We start from the raw sequence: 15,511 nt of genomic DNA, 5'->3' as shown, positions 1-15,511 counted from the left end.
TCATCCAAAATCAATAAATTAGCGCCGCCAGTTTTTGTAGATAATGTTATAATCATTCTACCAAACTTAATACACAACCAACAGCGTACAGCGATTATTTAAGCCTGCACAGCCGCCTTAAATTGTCGTTCAAATCTACGCTGCTAGCTTAGTCAGCAAAACCAATACTTATTTTAAAATAGGGAGCGTACTTATGGAAATTCGCCAAACTACTGATTTAAATAGTCCGATTTATCACGACGCACTTGCGATCCGCAAAACTGTTTTTGTACAAGAGCAGCACGTGCCGATCGATTTAGAAATTGAAAATGAAGACAAAACGATTCATTTTGTCGGTTACATTGGGCAGCAACCAGTCGCTACAGCCCGTTTATTACCTGAAGCTGGCGGCTATCACGTTCAACGCGTGGCTATTTTACGCGAGCACCGCGGTCACGATTATGGGCGTGAATTATTTGCCGCGTTAGAAGATTATGCCCGCCAACACGATCGTTTAACACTGACTTTAGGTGGACAAGATCATGCATTAGGTTTTTACGAACGATTAGGCTTCAGTCGAACCGCACGACCTGGCTTTTTAGACGCTGGTATCCCCCATCATGAAATGCAAAAAAAACTTGATTAGCATACGCTCAAGCAAAATGAAAGGAGCCAGTAACCATGCGGTTGATGACTCAAATTTTAATCTATTTATACGCGCTCAGTATGTTGATCGGCGCGCTTACCAGCGGTATTATGGGTGAACTTTCTGTGCCACTGATGGTTGTTAATTTAGGCTTTGCCCTACTTTTATACTTAACTCATTTTAGTCGCTGGTTTTTCTGGAGCGGAATCGTTGGTCTACTGGTATGCGCGCTGCTTAACGGACTCGCGCTCAATGGTCAGATCACCTTAACTTACTTTATTGGCCGGCTACTATTTACCCTGGCGATCAGTGCTTTATATGTTCGCTTTGTTCAACAACCAGCGCAAAAAAACGACTAAGACAAAAATCGTCTTAGTCGTTTTTTATTGTGCATAGATCCAATTGACTTCCGCTTACCGGTGGGCAAGTTCCAGGTAACGTTGATACCAAATATCAATATATTCTTGCGAGAAAGGTCCCTTATGGTGATCAGACCAATCGACCAAGATATTGACATTAGCCTTCAAAATCTTGTCTGTCGCATTGGAGTAATGCCAACGTTTGCTATTGGCTTCATATTCATCGACATCCAATAATTTTCTTTCGCCATCCGGAAAAACTTTGACATCCAGGTCATAATCAATATACTTCAGTGCTTCACGGTCTAATACAAACGGCGAGGCCAGATTACAATAATAAGAAACCCCGTTATCACGGATCATGGCAATGACATTAAACCAATAATGTCGGTGGAAAAATATAATTGCCGGTTCCCGCGTTAGCCATCGCCGTCCATCTGACTCCGTTACCAAAGTATGATCATTAACACCAATTATCTCGTTCTCCGATGTTTTTAAAATCATCGTGTCACGCCACGTCCGGTGTAAACTTCCGTCATGTTTATAACTTTGGATCGCGACCGATTCCCCTTCTTTCGGAATACGCATGCGCTAACCTACTTTCTGACGTTCATTACGTTGAAGTTGATAACACCGAATTATCATGAACATTATATCAAAGTTTACTGCAAATGACGAAACTTTATTCCTAGATTTTCAGTAAACGCGCTCGATTATTCTGTTTCAGCTTGCTTTTCAGTTAAAAAGTGATCAATTTGATCCAATGCAAATCCTTTACGATAAAGTTGCTGCTTAGCCTTTTGTTTCCGTTCATAGCCACTGTAGCGTGCTGTTTTCCGCCAAACTTTTTCACCTTGTTCAACTAGTGCTGCCCATTCTGTATCGTCATCCCGAACTAATTCTAGCTGACTAATAATTTGATTAGTCACATCAGCATCAAATCCTTTTTGCCGTAGACCTAGTCGAATTTTCTGTTGCCGATTCTGAAAACTTTGTTGCCGATAGCGTTTAGCTAATTTTTCAGCTAATTTCAACCCGTTAGCCAGTAGATCATTAGTAGTAAATAAATCCAAAGCATTAGTGATCAATTCTGGTTTGACCCCTTTTTCGCGTAATTTGGTTCGAATCACTTGGGGGCCCTTATCACTGGTGCGCATCGCGGTGCGCACATAACTAGCCGCATATCCGGCATCATCCAAGAGATTTAGTTCATACAAGCGTTGAATGACTTGTTGCCGTACCGCCACTGGAATATCGTGTTGTTTTAGGTAGATACGCACTTCCATCTCTGTACGCAATTGATACGACAAATAATTTAGTGCTAACTGATAGGCTTGTGCATGAGCCTCAGCGGTATCGATCTCAGCGCGCAATTCCGCAGGCACTTCCATGCCTTTAGTTAAGCGAAACTTAATCAGCACACTTTCACTGACTGGAAAAGCATATTCCTCATCAAGGTAAATATTGTAGCGTCCTTTACGTTTCTGCGTCGTAATTTTTGTAATTGTTGGCATCACGTACCGCCTCCTTACCTACATAATTAGGACGTTGTGTCATAAGTAATTTATGGCCGACGTCTTCTTTGCACTTCCGAACAATATAGTTAAAACGTGTGCCATGTTTCAACTTGGCGGTTTTATTTCGGTACGAAAATCAACCACTACTGTGGCGTAGTAGCTGGGCGTCTTACGTCACACTCTCCATTAAGCTATTTTCATTATATCAAGCCTAATAGTAGATGCAAATGTTTGTTCGCGTTGCTTGTACTCCAATTGAGCTATGTTATACTAAAACAGCAAATTTAACGAAAAACTTTATTTAAATCTATCTAGGAGGCAAATATGCCAGAAATTACTTATTTTCATGACATTCAAGTTGGCCAGCGTTTTCCTTTGACAATCAAACGGCTCGGCATCAACGGTGAAGGAATCGGCTATTACAAGCGGACGATTGTCTTCGTAAAAGGCGCTTTACCTGATGAAGTCATTGTAGTCGAAGTCACTGCCACGGCACCCAAATACGTTAACGCTAAAATTCATACACTACGTAAAAAAAGTCCACAGCGAGTTGAGCCTCGTGACGCTGATTACTATGGTCATGTTGGTGGTATCGAGCTAGAACATTTAAGCTACCCTGCTCAATTAGCCTTTAAAGTCGATGTTATTCGCCAATCGCTGGAAAAATTCAAGCCACGCGGTTATCAACATTACAAGCTACTCCCAACGATCGGTATGGCTGAGCCATATGAATATCGTAATAAGGCTCAGTTCCAGGTACGTGAACTAAACGGTCATGTTGCCGCCGGTTTATATCAAGAACATAGCCATCAATTAGTCGATTTGAAAACTTTTAGCACGCAACGGCCAGCCACGATGCAAGTTATTCGGTATGTAGTGGCATTGTTAGAAGAATTAAAGGTACCGATCTACAATGAAGAACAAAATTCTGGTATCGTCAAAACCTTAGTCGTCCGCGAATCATTTAGTACTGGGCACCTGCAACTCACTTTCATCACCAATTCACGTAAATTACCACATAAACGTGAGTTGCTGAGCCGTATTCACACCAAAATGCCACAGATCACGTCGATTATGCAAAATCTGAATCAAGGACGAACTTCGCTGATCTGGGGTGAAGAAACCTTCAATCTTGCCGGCGATGACTATATTACGGAAACACTGTCCGGCCTGACTTTTAAATTATCTGCTCGTGCTTTTTTCCAGCTCAATCCTGCCCAAACAGCTAAGATGTATGCTCTAGCACGTGAAGCATTACAATTAGCTCCCCACGAAAGCTTAGTGGATGCTTATTGTGGTGTTGGTACGATTGGTTTGTCGCTGGCGGATACCGCTAGCGAAGTCCGCGGTATGGACATTGTGCCGGCAGCAATTGCCGATGCCCAGGAAAATGCTAACTTAAATCACATCGATAATGCTAAATACGAAGTCGGTAAGGCTGAGGAATTATTACCACAGTGGTTGGCCGCGGGTTTTGCACCTGATGCTTTAGTCGTTGATCCACCCCGGACTGGCTTAGATCAAGCTTTGTTGCACGCAATACTTGATAGTCGCCCACAAAAATTTGTCTATATCAGTTGTAATCCGTCAACTTTAGCCCGCGATTTAGTCCGTCTTAGTGAAGTCTATGCCGTTGACTATATTCAATCGATCGACATGTTTCCACAAACGGCACGCGTCGAAGCCGTAGTCCGGTTAGAAAAAAGAAATATCTATCGTTAAATCGCTTACAATGATAAACTTAGGTTGAAACTTAAATTTCCTTAGGAGGCGATTTTATGGCCGATAAAATTTTAGTCACCACCACTGAGCACATTCCTGGGCATGAATATGAAATCATTAGCGAAGTGTTTGGCTTAACCACGCAATCTAAAAACATTGCTCGCAATATTGGTGCTGGCTTAAAGAGTCTCGCTGGTGGCGAGATCCACGCTTACACTGATTTATTGACGGAAGCGCGTGATGTAGCAATTGAGCGGCTCCGTGAAAATGCAGTTGCTTTAGGCGCTGATGCCGTGGTCATGATGCGTTTTGACTCCGACTCGATCACTGACGGTATGGAAACCATTGCTGCTTATGGAACTGCGGTAAAATTCAAGTAAAATAATAAACGTTCAAGGATCACTTCTGATCACTTGAACGTTTATTTTATTACCTATTATTTTTGGCTTAACTTATGCCCTAATTTAATAATGTAATCGCACAATTCGTCTTTGATCTCGGGATGCTGCAGACCAAATTCAATATTAGTCGTTAAGTAGCCCAATTTGTTCCCTGTATCATAACGTTTGCCGGTAAATTCACGGGCAAATACGCGTTGGGTTTTATTCATATGATCAATGGCATCGGTCAGCTGAATTTCACCGCCAGCATCCGGTTTTTGAATATTTAAGCTATCAAAAATTTCCGGTGTAAACAAGTAACGCCCGATGATAGCTAAATCGCTAGGTGCTTGCTCTGGTTTAGGTTTTTCAACAAAACTTTGAACGTTGTATAACCCTTTTTCCGTTTCCGCAACGGGCTTAATGACCCCATACTTAGAAACTTCATCATGCGGCACTTTAATAACCGCTAACGTGGAAGCGTGGGTTTTATCATAATCGTTCATCAACTGCTTAGTCAATGGGACCTTGGATTGTGTAATGTCATCGCCGAGCATAACCACAAATGGTTCGTCGGCAACGAAGTCCTGAGCCAAACGAACTGCATCGCCGAGACCTTTAGGATAAGATTGCCGAATAAAGAATAACCGTACCCCGATATCGGTGGTACTTTCAACTAATTTCAATAACTTATCCTTATGCCGATTCTTCAAAACCATTTCCAATTCAGGCACTGAGTCAAAATGATCTTCAATTGGTCGCTTGCCTTTACCGGTGATGATCAAGATATCCTCGATCCCGGCTGCCTTAGCTTCCTCGACTAAAAATTGAATCGTTGGCACATCGACGATCGGCAACATTTCTTTAGCCATCGCTTTCGTTGCTGGCAACAAACGTGTCCCCAGTCCTGCGGCTGGAATAATTGCTTTACGAACCTTCATTATGAAAATACTCCTCCTTGATCAAAGCTTAATTTTTTGAATCAGGTTGTTCTTCTCACTTATTATACCGTATTTTGTGCTTTATCGGCAGCTTCATCCTTTTTCGGCGAATGAATATGTTGCATCCGGCCTTTATTGCGACCAATTTCGCCAAAAAAGGTGTACTGCACAACGACGTTGATCATCGCACCAAACATCATGATCCAGGCGGAAAAATCCAACTACAGCAACAAAACAATAAAGAAACCGACTGTTCCGTAACTGAGCACCGTTTGAGCAAAGTATCGCACATATAACGAAAATAATTGTGATAATAGCAACCAACCAAAAGTCGTCAAAAAAGCTCCTGGCAGAACGCTACGTAAACGTAATTTAACATTCGGCAATACATAGTAGATCAATACCAACATCAAAAAAACTGCCGCTGACGTTACCGGCCATTTTAATGTACTGAACCAACTCGACAACGTATCAGGAATATTTAATAGCGGTGTGATCCAATCCAACACCTGTTGACCAAAGCTGAAAACGACCACGATCGCAACTAAAGCAATCGCCAATAAAACCGTCATAAACAGCGAGATCATCCGCAACAAAATTGGGTTTTGTTGTCCTAATACACCATAAGTACGATCCATCATCCGTTTTAACGCGTTGATACCGCGGCTACCAGCCCACCAAGTCCCGATCGCCCCAATTGATAACAAGCTATTATTACTACCACTTTTAGGCATAAAGTGTTCTGCAATCGGTAAAATCTGTTTGGCAATCGTTGGTGGTACTGCAGTGATTGCATAATCAAGTATATTTTGACCATCAATGTGTAATAATGGGACCACGTTACCCGCAAAAATAATTAACGGAAACAGCGATAGTAACTCCCAAAAAGCCACCACTACAGCTGCATCATTGATTCCTGACGTTTTTAATTGTGCCATCAGTAAATAAATGAAGCGCCCGCCGCGTTGCCGCCGACTCATTGGAATCGGTCGCTGCGCTTTTTTCATAGCCAATCGTTGCCTCGCCTTCACTAAAAAATCGCGCTAAAAAATAGCGTCCTTCCTATTTTAGCACGAAAGCAGAATGGTTCCTAACAGAACTAATTCACGCGGGAACATTTTCATCTATCAGAATCTTTGCTATAATCAATCTGAATCGAACCAAACAAATAAATAGACGAACAACCTTAAATAACAGGCGCTCGCCGGATTTTGTTAATCGAAAACAATGAGTTAAAGGAGCGATCAGATGGCTAGTGCAAAAATTATTTATGCAAGTATGACCGGCAATAATGAAGAAATTGCCGATATTGTTTCTGAGGCTTTGGAAAATTTAGGCGTCGATGTTGACGTTAGTGAAATTTCACAAGCTGATACCGAAGACTTCGCAGACGTTGATATCTGCATTGTCGCAACATATACATATGGTGACGGCGAATTACCTGATGAAGCCGTTGATTTTTATGAAGATCTACAAGATGAAGATCTTAGCGGTAAGGTTTATGGTGTCTGTGGTTCCGGCGATACCTTCTACGATGACAGCTTTGGCAAATCGGTTGATGATTTCGCAGCTGCTTTCGAAAAAACTGGTGCAACAAAAGGTGCCGATATCGTTAAAGTCGATCTCGAAGCCGAAGAAGACGACATTGAACACTTAGAAGCTTTTGCTAAAAGCTTAGCAGAAAAAGCAGCAGATATGTAACTAAAGGTTGAAAGTACCCAAATAACTTCAAACTCCTGCTAGTCCTGAGTTTGAAGACTAAAAATTAGTTAATTCAGTTATTACACGCCATTGCCCAATAATTGGGCCAGATTATTGGGCAGTGTTCGGATAAATTGATCGAAGAGTTCATCAATGATGGTTGTTGTGAGCCCTAACTTTTCACCTAGACCAGTTAATTGGCGCATCAACCAAGCTAAAGCGACTGCGATCTCAATATCCGGCAACGGGCGGCCAAAATTATAAAATAAATCGCCAAGCGTTCGTTCATCAACTTGTTCGCGTTGATGCAGCGCTAAAATATCGTAACTCATCATGACCATGGCCATATGGCCGCACAGTCCATCGTAACTTTGGACTTGGGTTTGATCAAAACGCAGGTATTGTTTGGCTACTTTGAAGTAGCCCTCGATCTGCCAGCGACGACCATAAAGTTGAATGATTTGGTCAGGTTCTAGGGTCGTTTTTGTTGTACCTAAAACCAGATACTGACTGTGATCTGTTCGGTTAGGAACGAAAACTAATTTAACTTTCATGGGCTGACCTCCAACTTCGAAAGTGACAATGGGACTATAATGATAATTCTGATGCTGAGGCCATTTACTCCGCCGAAGGCGCTCGTACAACGATTTAACATCCATTTGGCGACCACGATAACGAAAATAAACTTTCTCACTGCGTTTGAGCATACCTACACCAAACTGACCGCGTTGCAGTAACTCAAAAAATAGTCTTGGTGAAGCAAACCAGCTATCAAACAGAACGTATTTAGTTTTAATGCCAGCACTTAAAGCCGAATCAACTAGCTCTAAGGCAACCTCATTCATTTTTCGTTTGGCTTGTGCTCGTCGCTGTGCGGCTAATGTACGCGGATCAAATTGGTTGATCGGACCTAATTGATTTTTGGCTTTGCCAGATGACATCAGCGCAAAATCAACGGGCAAGAAAGTATTCCCATCACTCCAACCTAAAGTTAACGTACGAAAGCCATGATAATAGCGCTGGTGATTATGATCAAAAACCCGAGCTAATAACTCAGTTTTACGCGAGAACTCACGCTTGAATAAGGAATCATCTAGGATGAGCGCTTGTGCACGGCGGGTATCCGTAAAGTGTTTAACATATTGAATTAGCCGCACTGCGAGTAAAATAACTAGACGTTGCCAATTTGTATGGCGATTATTGAGACAGTTGCGGGCGGTTTTCTTAGTAAAATGTGGATCAGATTCGGCACGAAAGATGGAATAGCGCGTAAAAATAGTGGTGATCAGCCATTCAAACAGGACTGGCACCTGAATACCACGAGTTTTATGGATATTAGCGCGACGTAAAACGTCAGGTAACTGGACCAATTTAGAAAAATGTTGCATTGCTAGGTGAATATTAGGGGTAGAATGTTGTATAGTAGACATGGCACGAAAACTCCTCTGTATGTTTGTTTTTTAGACGACTCAATTATACAGATACGGAGTGTTTCGTGTCTATTTTTATAACAAAAAAGCCCCAACAGATTGGGACTCAATTGGGAATATTAACTTTCAACCTTTAGTATGTAATCTGAAAAGAGTTGTTGGCAACTGCCGGCAACCCTTTTTTCATATTTTGGTTAGTTGATCTAATTGTTGTAATGAATTGACTGTGATCTGACCATCTTCCAAACGATTATTGTGGATGAAGTCATATAGCGCAGCACGCAATAAATTGATGGCTTGCTTCTCACTGATCGTAATGAAACTAGATGATACCAACGAAGCAATTCCCTGGGCAATGATCCACATCCCAGTGATGACATTTTCACTAGCGGCGGCGGACAGTTGTTTAGCTGGTTTATAATGTGCCAGCAATCGTTGACCATAACAGTAAGTAAAATCATGCATCGCATTGGTTCCAAAATGATCCTCAACGAAAATCACATGATACAATTCAGGATTATCTTGAGCAAATTTAATATAGTCCAGTGCCATATCCAGCATCCGATCGCCAGTAACTTGGCGGTTGTACACTTCGTTCACTAAGTAATGTTGTAGCTTTAACAAAATTGCCTGTTTTAAGTTTGCCATTGAACCGAATTCTTGATATAGGGGTTGGGTTGAACAATGAATTGCGTGCGCCACATTTCGCGCAGTAAAATGAGTAAAGCCTTGAGCAACCACTAATTGATAAGCACCTGTTAAAATTCTTTCTCGTGTAATCTGCTTTTTTCTAACCATGACGCACGCCCCTAATATTTTGATTATCCTTACAATAACAAAAGCTTATGAATTTTTAACGAACACGATTTGAAGTTTTCCGGCTTAAGTAGTCGAACGACACTATACTTGCAGCTATGCATTGATAACATTTTAGATAACAAGTGAATATTCAGGACGAAGCGTATTAACGTCAAATGATCCCTATTTCTGAGTTGTGAAACGGAGGAACTAACTATGTCTCATTTTAAACAACAATTACAGCAGTACGCCGAACTGATCGTCGCAGTCGGCGGTAATGTCCAGCCTGGCCAAACGGTGATGTTACAAATCGAAGTTGAACAAAGTGAACTTGCCCATTTGATTACCACTGCGGCTTATCAACGTGGCGCCGCTGAGGTGATCGTAAACTGGCAAGATACTGCGACACAACAAGCTTTTATCGCTCATGCAGCCACTGAACGGTTGACAACTGTCGATCAGGTTGCCACCGCACAAGTTAATGATTGGTTAGACAAAGCAGCAACACGAATCGTCGTTATGTCAGCCGATCCCAGTAGTTTAAGTGGCTTACCAGCCGAACGAATTGCTGCTTACCAGCAAACTCAAGCACAGATCAAGCAGCCGCTAATGCAAGCTTTACAAGCCAATCGCTTTAGTTGGACGGTAGTTGCTGCCGCAGGGGTGGATTGGGCACACCACGTTTTTCCTGATTTGCCGCCCAATGTCGCGGTGACAAAATTATGGCAATTGATCTTCAAGATCACACGGATCGATCAACCTGATCCTATCGCTGCTTGGCAACAACACGCTGCTGAACTGAAAGCCTACGCAACAAAACTAAATCAATTACCCCTTGATCGATTACATTACTATTCTGCCAAAACCGACCTCACAATTGGTCTTCCCAAAAATTATAATTGGAGCGGTGCAACCTCTGAAAATAGTCACGGGCAAACATTTATGCCGAATATGCCAACTGAAGAGATTTTCACCGCACCAGATCGTTATCGCGTTGACGGTACCGTTACGGCGACCAAGCCTTTAAGTTATGCTGGCACGATCATCGATGGTATGGTCTTCACATTCACTAACGGTAGGATCACTGCAGCTCATGCCGATCATGGACAATCTGCCTTAGATCATTTATTAGCCACCGATGCCGGAGCACAGCATTTAGGTGAACTGGCATTGGTACCAGAAGCAACACCAATCGCACGTTCAGGGCTAATTTTCTATAATACTCTTTTTGACGAAAACGCCGCTAATCACTTAGCCTTTGGTAGCGCCTATCCCTTCTCAATCAAAGACGGTACTAGTATGATCGATGCTCAATTGAAAGCAGCCGCGCTCAATACAAGTCAATTACACGTCGATTTCATGGTTGGCGCACCTGACATGGCCATTGATGCCTACACCAAAGATGACCGACTAATCCCCATTTTCCGCAATGGTAATTGGGTACCGGGATTGTTAGATCAATATTAAAAACGTCACTACTTTGCAGCGTAAATTTTGCGCTGCATTTATTTTGCCTTCATATTTGGGTTGAAGTTATACTAATTATAAGTAATATAACTCAATTACAAGGAGGAATTTCAATGACTAAAGAAGAACGTTTAGATAGCGCTAAAACACAGGCAGAAGGTAAATTAAACAAAGCTGCTGGTAAAGCTACCGGTGACAAAAAGCAGGAAACTAAAGGTAAAGCGCAAGACTTACTAGGCAAAGCAAAGAAAAAAGTTGCGGATGCTAAAGACACGGCTGAAGCATCGTTTGAAGACGCCAAAGAAAAGTTAGACCGCAAGCACAAATAATAATTTGATTTGCTTTTCGGCTTATACTGTAAGGAGGTTGTATTAGTGACTAAACCTGCAAAGAAAAGTTTCGGCCGGCGTCTCCGCGAATGGCCGAAAAATTTTGCCGATAGTATTCAACGGCCACAACCACGATTCCTTCCGTTAGCGTTAGAAGAAATCAACGAACGCAAGCTGAACGGTGGTCCACTATATAAATGGGAATAAAAATAAGCAGATCAACGTAAAGCTACCGAAACTGATTAGACTGAATGTCTAATCAAGTCAAGTGCTTCAATTGATCTGCTTATTGCGACTATGACCCCTACTGGAATCGAACCGGTGACCTATCGCTTAGGAGGCGATTGCTCTATCCTGCTGAGCTAAGGGGCCATGTAATCTATTATTTCATGATTTTGGGTTCTTGTAAATACTGAACTCCCTTTGTAACCGCAGTTTAGGCAAAAAGGGTTACAAATCCGCTAAATTATGTTATTCTAGTATGAATATTTGAGCAAGTTGGCAAAGTACTATGCTAGTCTTTTCCGACCAAATAAACCTAAAAAGGTAATCTAACACCCTTTTTAGTTGTTTTGCCCGAAGCGCCATATACATGTAGGGAAGTGAAATTATGGCAGCTTTTATTACGATCGCCTTGATCGCATTATACATTGCTGGGTACAATCGGACACATATTCGTGAATCAAAAAAGATTTGCAATCATCGTGGCGAACACCCAATGATCAAGCTTTAAGCAAAAAAAGTCCACCAGGAAACTGGCGGACTTTTTTGCACTAATATGACTTTTCAATTTGTTGAAACATTTTTCTAAAGTTATGCCGCCGCAAACCGCCGAGTAACGTATTACTGACAAAATCAAGCAGCCGCTGTTGCCAAGCGCGCGCAATGACTTTTTCTTCGTAAACGATCTTACTTTTATCAGTTTCGATTGGTAACATATCATACTTAACTTCGTACCGATTGAACTCAGTCACCGTTTGATAATGATAGCTACGATTCAGCACATTTTTGGTGATCGTTACCTGAGCCCGCGTTGCATCATCTAATTGTTTTTGATAAGTAAAGCCCTCTAACTGAGCAGCAGTTAGCTGGCGACCAGTGTGCGCGTGAATTTCAAAAAGTTCCGCATCAATAATTTGATGATACAAGAATGCGGCAGGAACGTTCAATAACTGTTCAATTCTCATTTACGATCACCTCTACTCCACAAACGTGGTTATTTTTTGTACCAAAAAATCTCTGATGTTACGGGCGATAGCCATTCTTGTGGCAAAGACCGTACCGCAAGAAACATGGTTCTACCCCACAAACGTGGTTATTTTTTGTACCAAAAAATCTCTGATGTTACGGACAATCATCATTTTGTTGGCCACAAAAACATTACGTAGCAACCCAACATTATACTTCTCCGCGTAAAACTTACGGTCACCATCAAAAAAGTCCGTATTAATAATGCTATTTTCTGCTTGTTAGTATACGCTACTCACAGCCAAATTAAAATTAATCAGACGTTTTTTCTGCTAAAAGACCCGCAATTTTTTGATACAGCGTGATCATTTCGCTAACCGCATCCCGATACGTGACCGTACTCATTAAATGATCTTGCGCGTGGATCAACAGTAACGTCATCGGTACCGTCTGCCCGCGCGCTTCCCGCGTCAATAAAGTTGTCTGTGCATTGCGCGCTTCGGTCAGCGCGTCATCAGCAGCTTGCAGCTTATGCCGTGCCAATACAAAATCATTAGTTTTAGCTGCCGTTAACGCCGCCTCCAACAAACTATGCGCCTGCGTACTACTAGTCATGATGGTCATGACTTCAGCAACATTATGCTCAATCATTTTTGTCGCCTTCGTTCGTCTTTCTTCGTTTACCTTTATTTAATCGGTTACGTTGCCGTTGCTTTTTCTTCTTTGGCTTAACCGGTGTTACTGGTTTAGCTGCCATTGGCGCCGGCTTTTTCTTCTTCAGTGGATGTTGTTCATGCGCGGGTTTAGTTGTGGTCAGTGTTCCTTGGTATAAATAGCCTTGCGCAACCTGATAGCGACTGCGCACTAACTGTTTGAGATCACGGAATTGGCGCTCATTACCTAACGTAACCACCATCCCGGCGTGGCCCATCCGGCCAGTACGCCCTGCTCGATGGATATAAGTGATCAAATCAATCGGCAGATCATAATTGACCACCGCTGGCAAAGCTGCAATATCTAATCCACGTCCAGAAACGTCAGTTGTTAGCAATAATTTGATCTGCCGTTTGCGCAATCCAGTTAGGGCCTTTTCCCGCTCTGTTTGCCGTAGATCACTGTCTAAAATTGCAACGGGTACATGCTGATGTTGTAAAACTTTAGCCACTTTTTCCAGTTCAGCTAAAGTAGCAAAGAAGACCAAGCCGTAAAAATCATCGATATGGCTTAGCCGCCGTAATAAGTCGACCCGCTTACGAATTGGCGCTTCCAAAAATAAATGTTGAACCTCGCCAGCACTATTGTCTTCAGCACGAACATCAAAAAGGGTTACCGGTACGCCGAACCATTTTGGCAGTTCATCCAGCACCGGAATTTTCGTCGCAGAAAAGAACGCCAGTTGCGTTTCTCCTGGCGCTCGGCGAACAACATCACGCGTCATTTCTCGACTTTCATCCGTCAACAGTTTGTCAGCTTCGTCGATCACGATTGTTTGCAATTTATGCATTTTAACTTTGCGCTGATCGATCAGTTCCAATAACCGTCCTGGCGTCGCCACCAGAACTTCTGGTTTTTGTTTCAAACGTTCAATTTGGCGGCGAATATTCGCTCCGCCAGCAACCGCTTGGATCTTCAAACCTGCAGCTTGGGCAAATGGTTGAATTGCGGTACGCTCCTGCATGGCTAATTCCTGAGCTGGTGCTAAGATCAATAGTTGTAAGCCATCCCCTGGCACAATTTTTTCCATCAAAGGTAAAGCAAAAGCTAAGGTTTTCCCAGAGCCAGTTGGTGCCAAGCCCAAGATGGAATCATCGGTTTTCAAAGGTTCGTAGACCGCATTTTGAATTGCGGTTGGTGCATCAAAGCCTAGTTCTTGCCAAACTGGTTCAAAAATTTTGCTGACCATTATTTTTTCTGCTCCTCTATATCCGCAGCAAATACGATTCCTGCTGAACGGCGTAAATCATACAATAGTTGGTTGACCTGACGGCTAAGTTGCGCATTTTCCGCAGCTGCCGCACGATCATTTTCGGTGATGATCCGGTAAAAATCTTGTGCTTCCGCGATCATTGGGTTAGTTTCTGGTGGGGTGCTCAATACTTTAGTTTCAGCGCCGCGGTGCAGTTTAACTGATTGTAAGTCAGCTGCGTTATTACCTAGTTCCAACGTTTCTTTCAAACCGTAGATTTCTGATGGTAAATAAGAAGTTGCATTTTTACCCACCATTAACGTTAGGTCAAAGTCGGCGTACCGTAAAACAGCCGTTCCACGACCATCAATCCCATTTGGTAATAAGCTTGCATAGTAGTGTGTCGCTTCCGGCACACCAAACCAAGCAATCGCATCATAAACCACATAAACGCCTAGGTCCTGCAATGCGCCGCCAGAAAAGCTTGGCGAGAAGATATTGGGTTCTTCACCTGCTAAAAATTTATCGTAGCGGGATGAGTATTTCATATAAGTCAATACTGCCCCTTGCAATTTATCCAATTGTTTAATGGCCGTTTGCACAACCTTAAAATTAGGTTCGTGGATGTGCCGCGCAGCTTCAAACAAGAATAAATGTGGCTTATTGGACAATAATGCCGTAATATTCGCCATTTCGGTTGGATTGGAAAAGGCCGGCTTTTCAACGATCACATGCTTATCGGCAGCGATTGCCAACTTAGCCTGTTGAAAATGCAAGCTATTCGGTGACGCAATATAAACCACTTCAAATGCACCTTCAGCGAAAAAGCGATCGATATCAGTAAACGTTTCGCTAGCCTGATATTTATCTGCTACTGCTTGGGCTTTTTCTTGACTACGTGAATAAACGGTTGTCAATTGATAGTTGCCGGTAGCCAACGCTGCCTCAATAAATTGATCCGTAATGAAATTCGTGCCAATAATACCAAGTTTTAACATAACCTCACCTTTCCTCATCTGAATAGACTTACTACTTGCCATTATTACTGCCACATTGTCTGCGTTACTTTCTGGCTTAATTTTACCTTAGTTACGCCTAAAAAGCGATAAACATGCGCTGATTTGAATGTGAACAAAAATCGCAACAAT

20 protein-coding genes and 1 tRNA gene are annotated in these 15,511 nt (G+C 42.4%); 9 read left to right on the top strand and 12 right to left on the bottom strand.

Going from position 1 to position 15,511, the window contains the following annotated elements; all coding sequences use genetic code 11:
• Positions 1-193 precede the first annotated feature (193 nt).
• Complete coding sequence (locus LC20001_RS03295) at positions 194-625, top strand: GNAT family N-acetyltransferase (protein ID WP_010010915.1); 432 nt, start codon at positions 194-196, stop codon at positions 623-625.
• Positions 626-660: 35 nt separating this feature from the next.
• A complete protein-coding gene (locus tag LC20001_RS03290) occupies positions 661-984 on the top strand; it encodes a hypothetical protein (protein WP_010010913.1) in 324 nt (107 codons plus the stop codon).
• A 54-nt stretch (positions 985-1,038) separates the two neighbouring features.
• On the opposite strand, the gene ntdP is transcribed toward LC20001_RS03290, so the two are convergent.
• Together ntdP and recX are read right to left on the bottom strand one after the other, a co-directional pair.
• Positions 1,039-1,572, bottom strand: coding sequence for a nucleoside tri-diphosphate phosphatase (gene ntdP / locus LC20001_RS03285; RefSeq protein ID WP_010010912.1), 534 nt, complete (start codon positions 1,570-1,572; stop codon positions 1,039-1,041).
• A 125-nt stretch (positions 1,573-1,697) separates the two neighbouring features.
• Positions 1,698-2,498, bottom strand: a complete 801-nt coding sequence (gene recX / locus LC20001_RS03280; protein WP_010010911.1) for a recombination regulator RecX — start codon at positions 2,496-2,498, stop codon at positions 1,698-1,700.
• Between the two features lie 327 nt (positions 2,499-2,825).
• On the opposite strand from recX, the gene rlmD reads away from it, so the two are divergent.
• Together rlmD and LC20001_RS03270 are read left to right on the top strand one after the other, a co-directional pair.
• A complete protein-coding gene (rlmD, locus tag LC20001_RS03275; RefSeq protein ID WP_010010910.1) occupies positions 2,826-4,223 on the top strand; it encodes a 23S rRNA (uracil(1939)-C(5))-methyltransferase RlmD in 1,398 nt (465 codons plus the stop codon).
• Between the two features lie 56 nt (positions 4,224-4,279).
• The gene (locus tag LC20001_RS03270; RefSeq protein WP_003677187.1) at positions 4,280-4,603 is read left to right on the top strand and encodes a heavy metal-binding domain-containing protein; all 324 of its coding nucleotides are present in this window, start codon (positions 4,280-4,282) and stop codon (positions 4,601-4,603) included.
• A gap of 56 nt (positions 4,604-4,659) precedes the next feature.
• Here the strand turns inward: LC20001_RS03270 and galU are convergent, their stop codons facing one another.
• The 3 genes from galU to LC20001_RS03260 form a co-directional block, all read right to left on the bottom strand.
• On the bottom strand, positions 4,660-5,544 hold the full coding sequence (gene galU, locus LC20001_RS03265; protein WP_010010908.1) for a UTP--glucose-1-phosphate uridylyltransferase GalU: 885 nt from the start codon (positions 5,542-5,544) through the stop codon (positions 4,660-4,662).
• A 62-nt stretch (positions 5,545-5,606) separates the two neighbouring features.
• Entirely contained in the window at positions 5,607-5,729 is a 123-nt protein-coding gene (locus LC20001_RS14670; protein WP_258421010.1) for a hypothetical protein, read from the bottom strand.
• Between the two features lie 36 nt (positions 5,730-5,765).
• On the bottom strand, positions 5,766-6,551 hold the full coding sequence (locus tag LC20001_RS03260) for a YihY/virulence factor BrkB family protein (RefSeq protein ID WP_010010905.1): 786 nt from the start codon (positions 6,549-6,551) through the stop codon (positions 5,766-5,768).
• Positions 6,552-6,792: 241 nt separating this feature from the next.
• On the opposite strand from LC20001_RS03260, the gene LC20001_RS03255 reads away from it, so the two are divergent.
• Entirely contained in the window at positions 6,793-7,245 is a 453-nt protein-coding gene (locus LC20001_RS03255) for a flavodoxin (protein ID WP_003677192.1), read from the top strand.
• Positions 7,246-7,325: 80 nt separating this feature from the next.
• On the opposite strand, the gene LC20001_RS03250 is transcribed toward LC20001_RS03255, so the two are convergent.
• Complete coding sequence (locus LC20001_RS03250; RefSeq protein WP_035457969.1) at positions 7,326-8,675, bottom strand: IS4 family transposase; 1,350 nt, start codon at positions 8,673-8,675, stop codon at positions 7,326-7,328.
• A gap of 183 nt (positions 8,676-8,858) precedes the next feature.
• Positions 8,859-9,473 carry a TetR/AcrR family transcriptional regulator gene (locus tag LC20001_RS03245; RefSeq protein ID WP_010010904.1) on the bottom strand — a complete coding sequence of 205 codons (615 nt, stop codon included), beginning with the start codon at positions 9,471-9,473 and terminating at the stop codon, positions 8,859-8,861.
• Between the two features lie 216 nt (positions 9,474-9,689).
• Here LC20001_RS03245 and LC20001_RS03240 point away from each other — a divergent pair, with 216 nt between their 5' ends.
• From LC20001_RS03240 to LC20001_RS14370, 3 genes are all read left to right on the top strand, one after another.
• Positions 9,690-10,940, top strand: coding sequence for an aminopeptidase (locus tag LC20001_RS03240; protein ID WP_010010903.1), 1,251 nt, complete (start codon positions 9,690-9,692; stop codon positions 10,938-10,940).
• Between the two features lie 113 nt (positions 10,941-11,053).
• Complete coding sequence (locus LC20001_RS03235; protein ID WP_010010902.1) at positions 11,054-11,269, top strand: CsbD family protein; 216 nt, start codon at positions 11,054-11,056, stop codon at positions 11,267-11,269.
• Between the two features lie 45 nt (positions 11,270-11,314).
• On the top strand, positions 11,315-11,476 hold the full coding sequence (locus LC20001_RS14370; protein ID WP_010010900.1) for a hypothetical protein: 162 nt from the start codon (positions 11,315-11,317) through the stop codon (positions 11,474-11,476).
• A gap of 91 nt (positions 11,477-11,567) precedes the next feature.
• Here the strand turns inward: LC20001_RS14370 and LC20001_RS03230 are convergent.
• Positions 11,568-11,641, bottom strand: a tRNA-Arg gene (locus LC20001_RS03230).
• A gap of 238 nt (positions 11,642-11,879) precedes the next feature.
• Between LC20001_RS03230 and LC20001_RS14665 the strand changes: the two genes are divergently transcribed.
• Positions 11,880-12,002 carry a hypothetical protein gene (locus LC20001_RS14665; protein WP_010010899.1) on the top strand — a complete coding sequence of 41 codons (123 nt, stop codon included), beginning with the start codon at positions 11,880-11,882 and terminating at the stop codon, positions 12,000-12,002.
• A gap of 40 nt (positions 12,003-12,042) precedes the next feature.
• Here LC20001_RS14665 and LC20001_RS03225 read toward each other — a convergent pair whose 3' ends face one another.
• The 4 genes from LC20001_RS03225 to LC20001_RS03210 all read right to left on the bottom strand — a co-directional run bounded on the left by LC20001_RS03225 (position 12,043) and on the right by LC20001_RS03210 (position 15,361).
• Positions 12,043-12,456: a DUF3284 domain-containing protein gene (locus LC20001_RS03225; protein ID WP_010010898.1), complete on the bottom strand. Its 414-nt coding sequence runs from the start codon at positions 12,454-12,456 to the stop codon at positions 12,043-12,045.
• Positions 12,457-12,769: 313 nt separating this feature from the next.
• Entirely contained in the window at positions 12,770-13,108 is a 339-nt protein-coding gene (locus LC20001_RS03220) for a PTS lactose/cellobiose transporter subunit IIA (protein ID WP_010010897.1), read from the bottom strand.
• The gene (locus LC20001_RS03215; RefSeq protein ID WP_010010896.1) at positions 13,101-14,360 is read right to left on the bottom strand and encodes a DEAD/DEAH box helicase; all 1,260 of its coding nucleotides are present in this window, start codon (positions 14,358-14,360) and stop codon (positions 13,101-13,103) included. The genes LC20001_RS03220 and LC20001_RS03215 overlap by 8 nt, the downstream gene beginning before the upstream one ends.
• Positions 14,360-15,361, bottom strand: coding sequence for a Gfo/Idh/MocA family protein (locus tag LC20001_RS03210; RefSeq protein ID WP_010010895.1), 1,002 nt, complete (start codon positions 15,359-15,361; stop codon positions 14,360-14,362). The genes LC20001_RS03215 and LC20001_RS03210 overlap by 1 nt, the downstream gene beginning before the upstream one ends.
• Positions 15,362-15,511 lie beyond the last annotated feature (150 nt).

The organism is Loigolactobacillus coryniformis subsp. coryniformis KCTC 3167 = DSM 20001 (genome assembly GCF_002706425.1).
Classification (GTDB): Bacteria; Bacillota; Bacilli; order Lactobacillales; family Lactobacillaceae; genus Loigolactobacillus; species Loigolactobacillus coryniformis.
Note: the sequence above shows the minus strand (reverse complement) of the source record. Positions and strands in the feature narration are given on the sequence as shown.

Excerpts from the sequence above, each read along its gene's own strand:
- LC20001_RS03295 (WP_010010915.1), top strand. The coding sequence starts at position 194 with ATGGAAATTCGCCAAACTACTGATTTAAATAGTCCGATTTATCACGAC.
- LC20001_RS03290 (WP_010010913.1), top strand. The coding sequence starts at position 661 with ATGCGGTTGATGACTCAAATTTTAATCTATTTATACGCGCTCAGTATG.
- ntdP (WP_010010912.1), bottom strand. The coding sequence starts at position 1,572 with ATGCGTATTCCGAAAGAAGGGGAATCGGTCGCGATCCAAAGTTATAAA.
- recX (WP_010010911.1), bottom strand. The coding sequence starts at position 2,498 with ATGCCAACAATTACAAAAATTACGACGCAGAAACGTAAAGGACGCTAC.
- rlmD (WP_010010910.1), top strand. The coding sequence starts at position 2,826 with ATGCCAGAAATTACTTATTTTCATGACATTCAAGTTGGCCAGCGTTTT.
- LC20001_RS03270 (WP_003677187.1), top strand. The coding sequence starts at position 4,280 with ATGGCCGATAAAATTTTAGTCACCACCACTGAGCACATTCCTGGGCAT.
- galU (WP_010010908.1), bottom strand. The coding sequence starts at position 5,544 with ATGAAGGTTCGTAAAGCAATTATTCCAGCCGCAGGACTGGGGACACGT.
- LC20001_RS14670 (WP_258421010.1), bottom strand. The coding sequence starts at position 5,729 with ATGATCAACGTCGTTGTGCAGTACACCTTTTTTGGCGAAATTGGTCGC.
- LC20001_RS03260 (WP_010010905.1), bottom strand. The coding sequence starts at position 6,551 with ATGAAAAAAGCGCAGCGACCGATTCCAATGAGTCGGCGGCAACGCGGC.
- LC20001_RS03255 (WP_003677192.1), top strand. The coding sequence starts at position 6,793 with ATGGCTAGTGCAAAAATTATTTATGCAAGTATGACCGGCAATAATGAA.
- LC20001_RS03250 (WP_035457969.1), bottom strand. The coding sequence starts at position 8,675 with ATGTCTACTATACAACATTCTACCCCTAATATTCACCTAGCAATGCAA.
- LC20001_RS03245 (WP_010010904.1), bottom strand. The coding sequence starts at position 9,473 with ATGGTTAGAAAAAAGCAGATTACACGAGAAAGAATTTTAACAGGTGCT.
- LC20001_RS03240 (WP_010010903.1), top strand. The coding sequence starts at position 9,690 with ATGTCTCATTTTAAACAACAATTACAGCAGTACGCCGAACTGATCGTC.
- LC20001_RS03235 (WP_010010902.1), top strand. The coding sequence starts at position 11,054 with ATGACTAAAGAAGAACGTTTAGATAGCGCTAAAACACAGGCAGAAGGT.
- LC20001_RS14665 (WP_010010899.1), top strand. The coding sequence starts at position 11,880 with ATGGCAGCTTTTATTACGATCGCCTTGATCGCATTATACATTGCTGGG.
- LC20001_RS03225 (WP_010010898.1), bottom strand. The coding sequence starts at position 12,456 with ATGAGAATTGAACAGTTATTGAACGTTCCTGCCGCATTCTTGTATCAT.
- LC20001_RS03220 (WP_010010897.1), bottom strand. The coding sequence starts at position 13,108 with ATGATTGAGCATAATGTTGCTGAAGTCATGACCATCATGACTAGTAGT.
- LC20001_RS03215 (WP_010010896.1), bottom strand. The coding sequence starts at position 14,360 with ATGGTCAGCAAAATTTTTGAACCAGTTTGGCAAGAACTAGGCTTTGAT.
- LC20001_RS03210 (WP_010010895.1), bottom strand. The coding sequence starts at position 15,361 with ATGTTAAAACTTGGTATTATTGGCACGAATTTCATTACGGATCAATTT.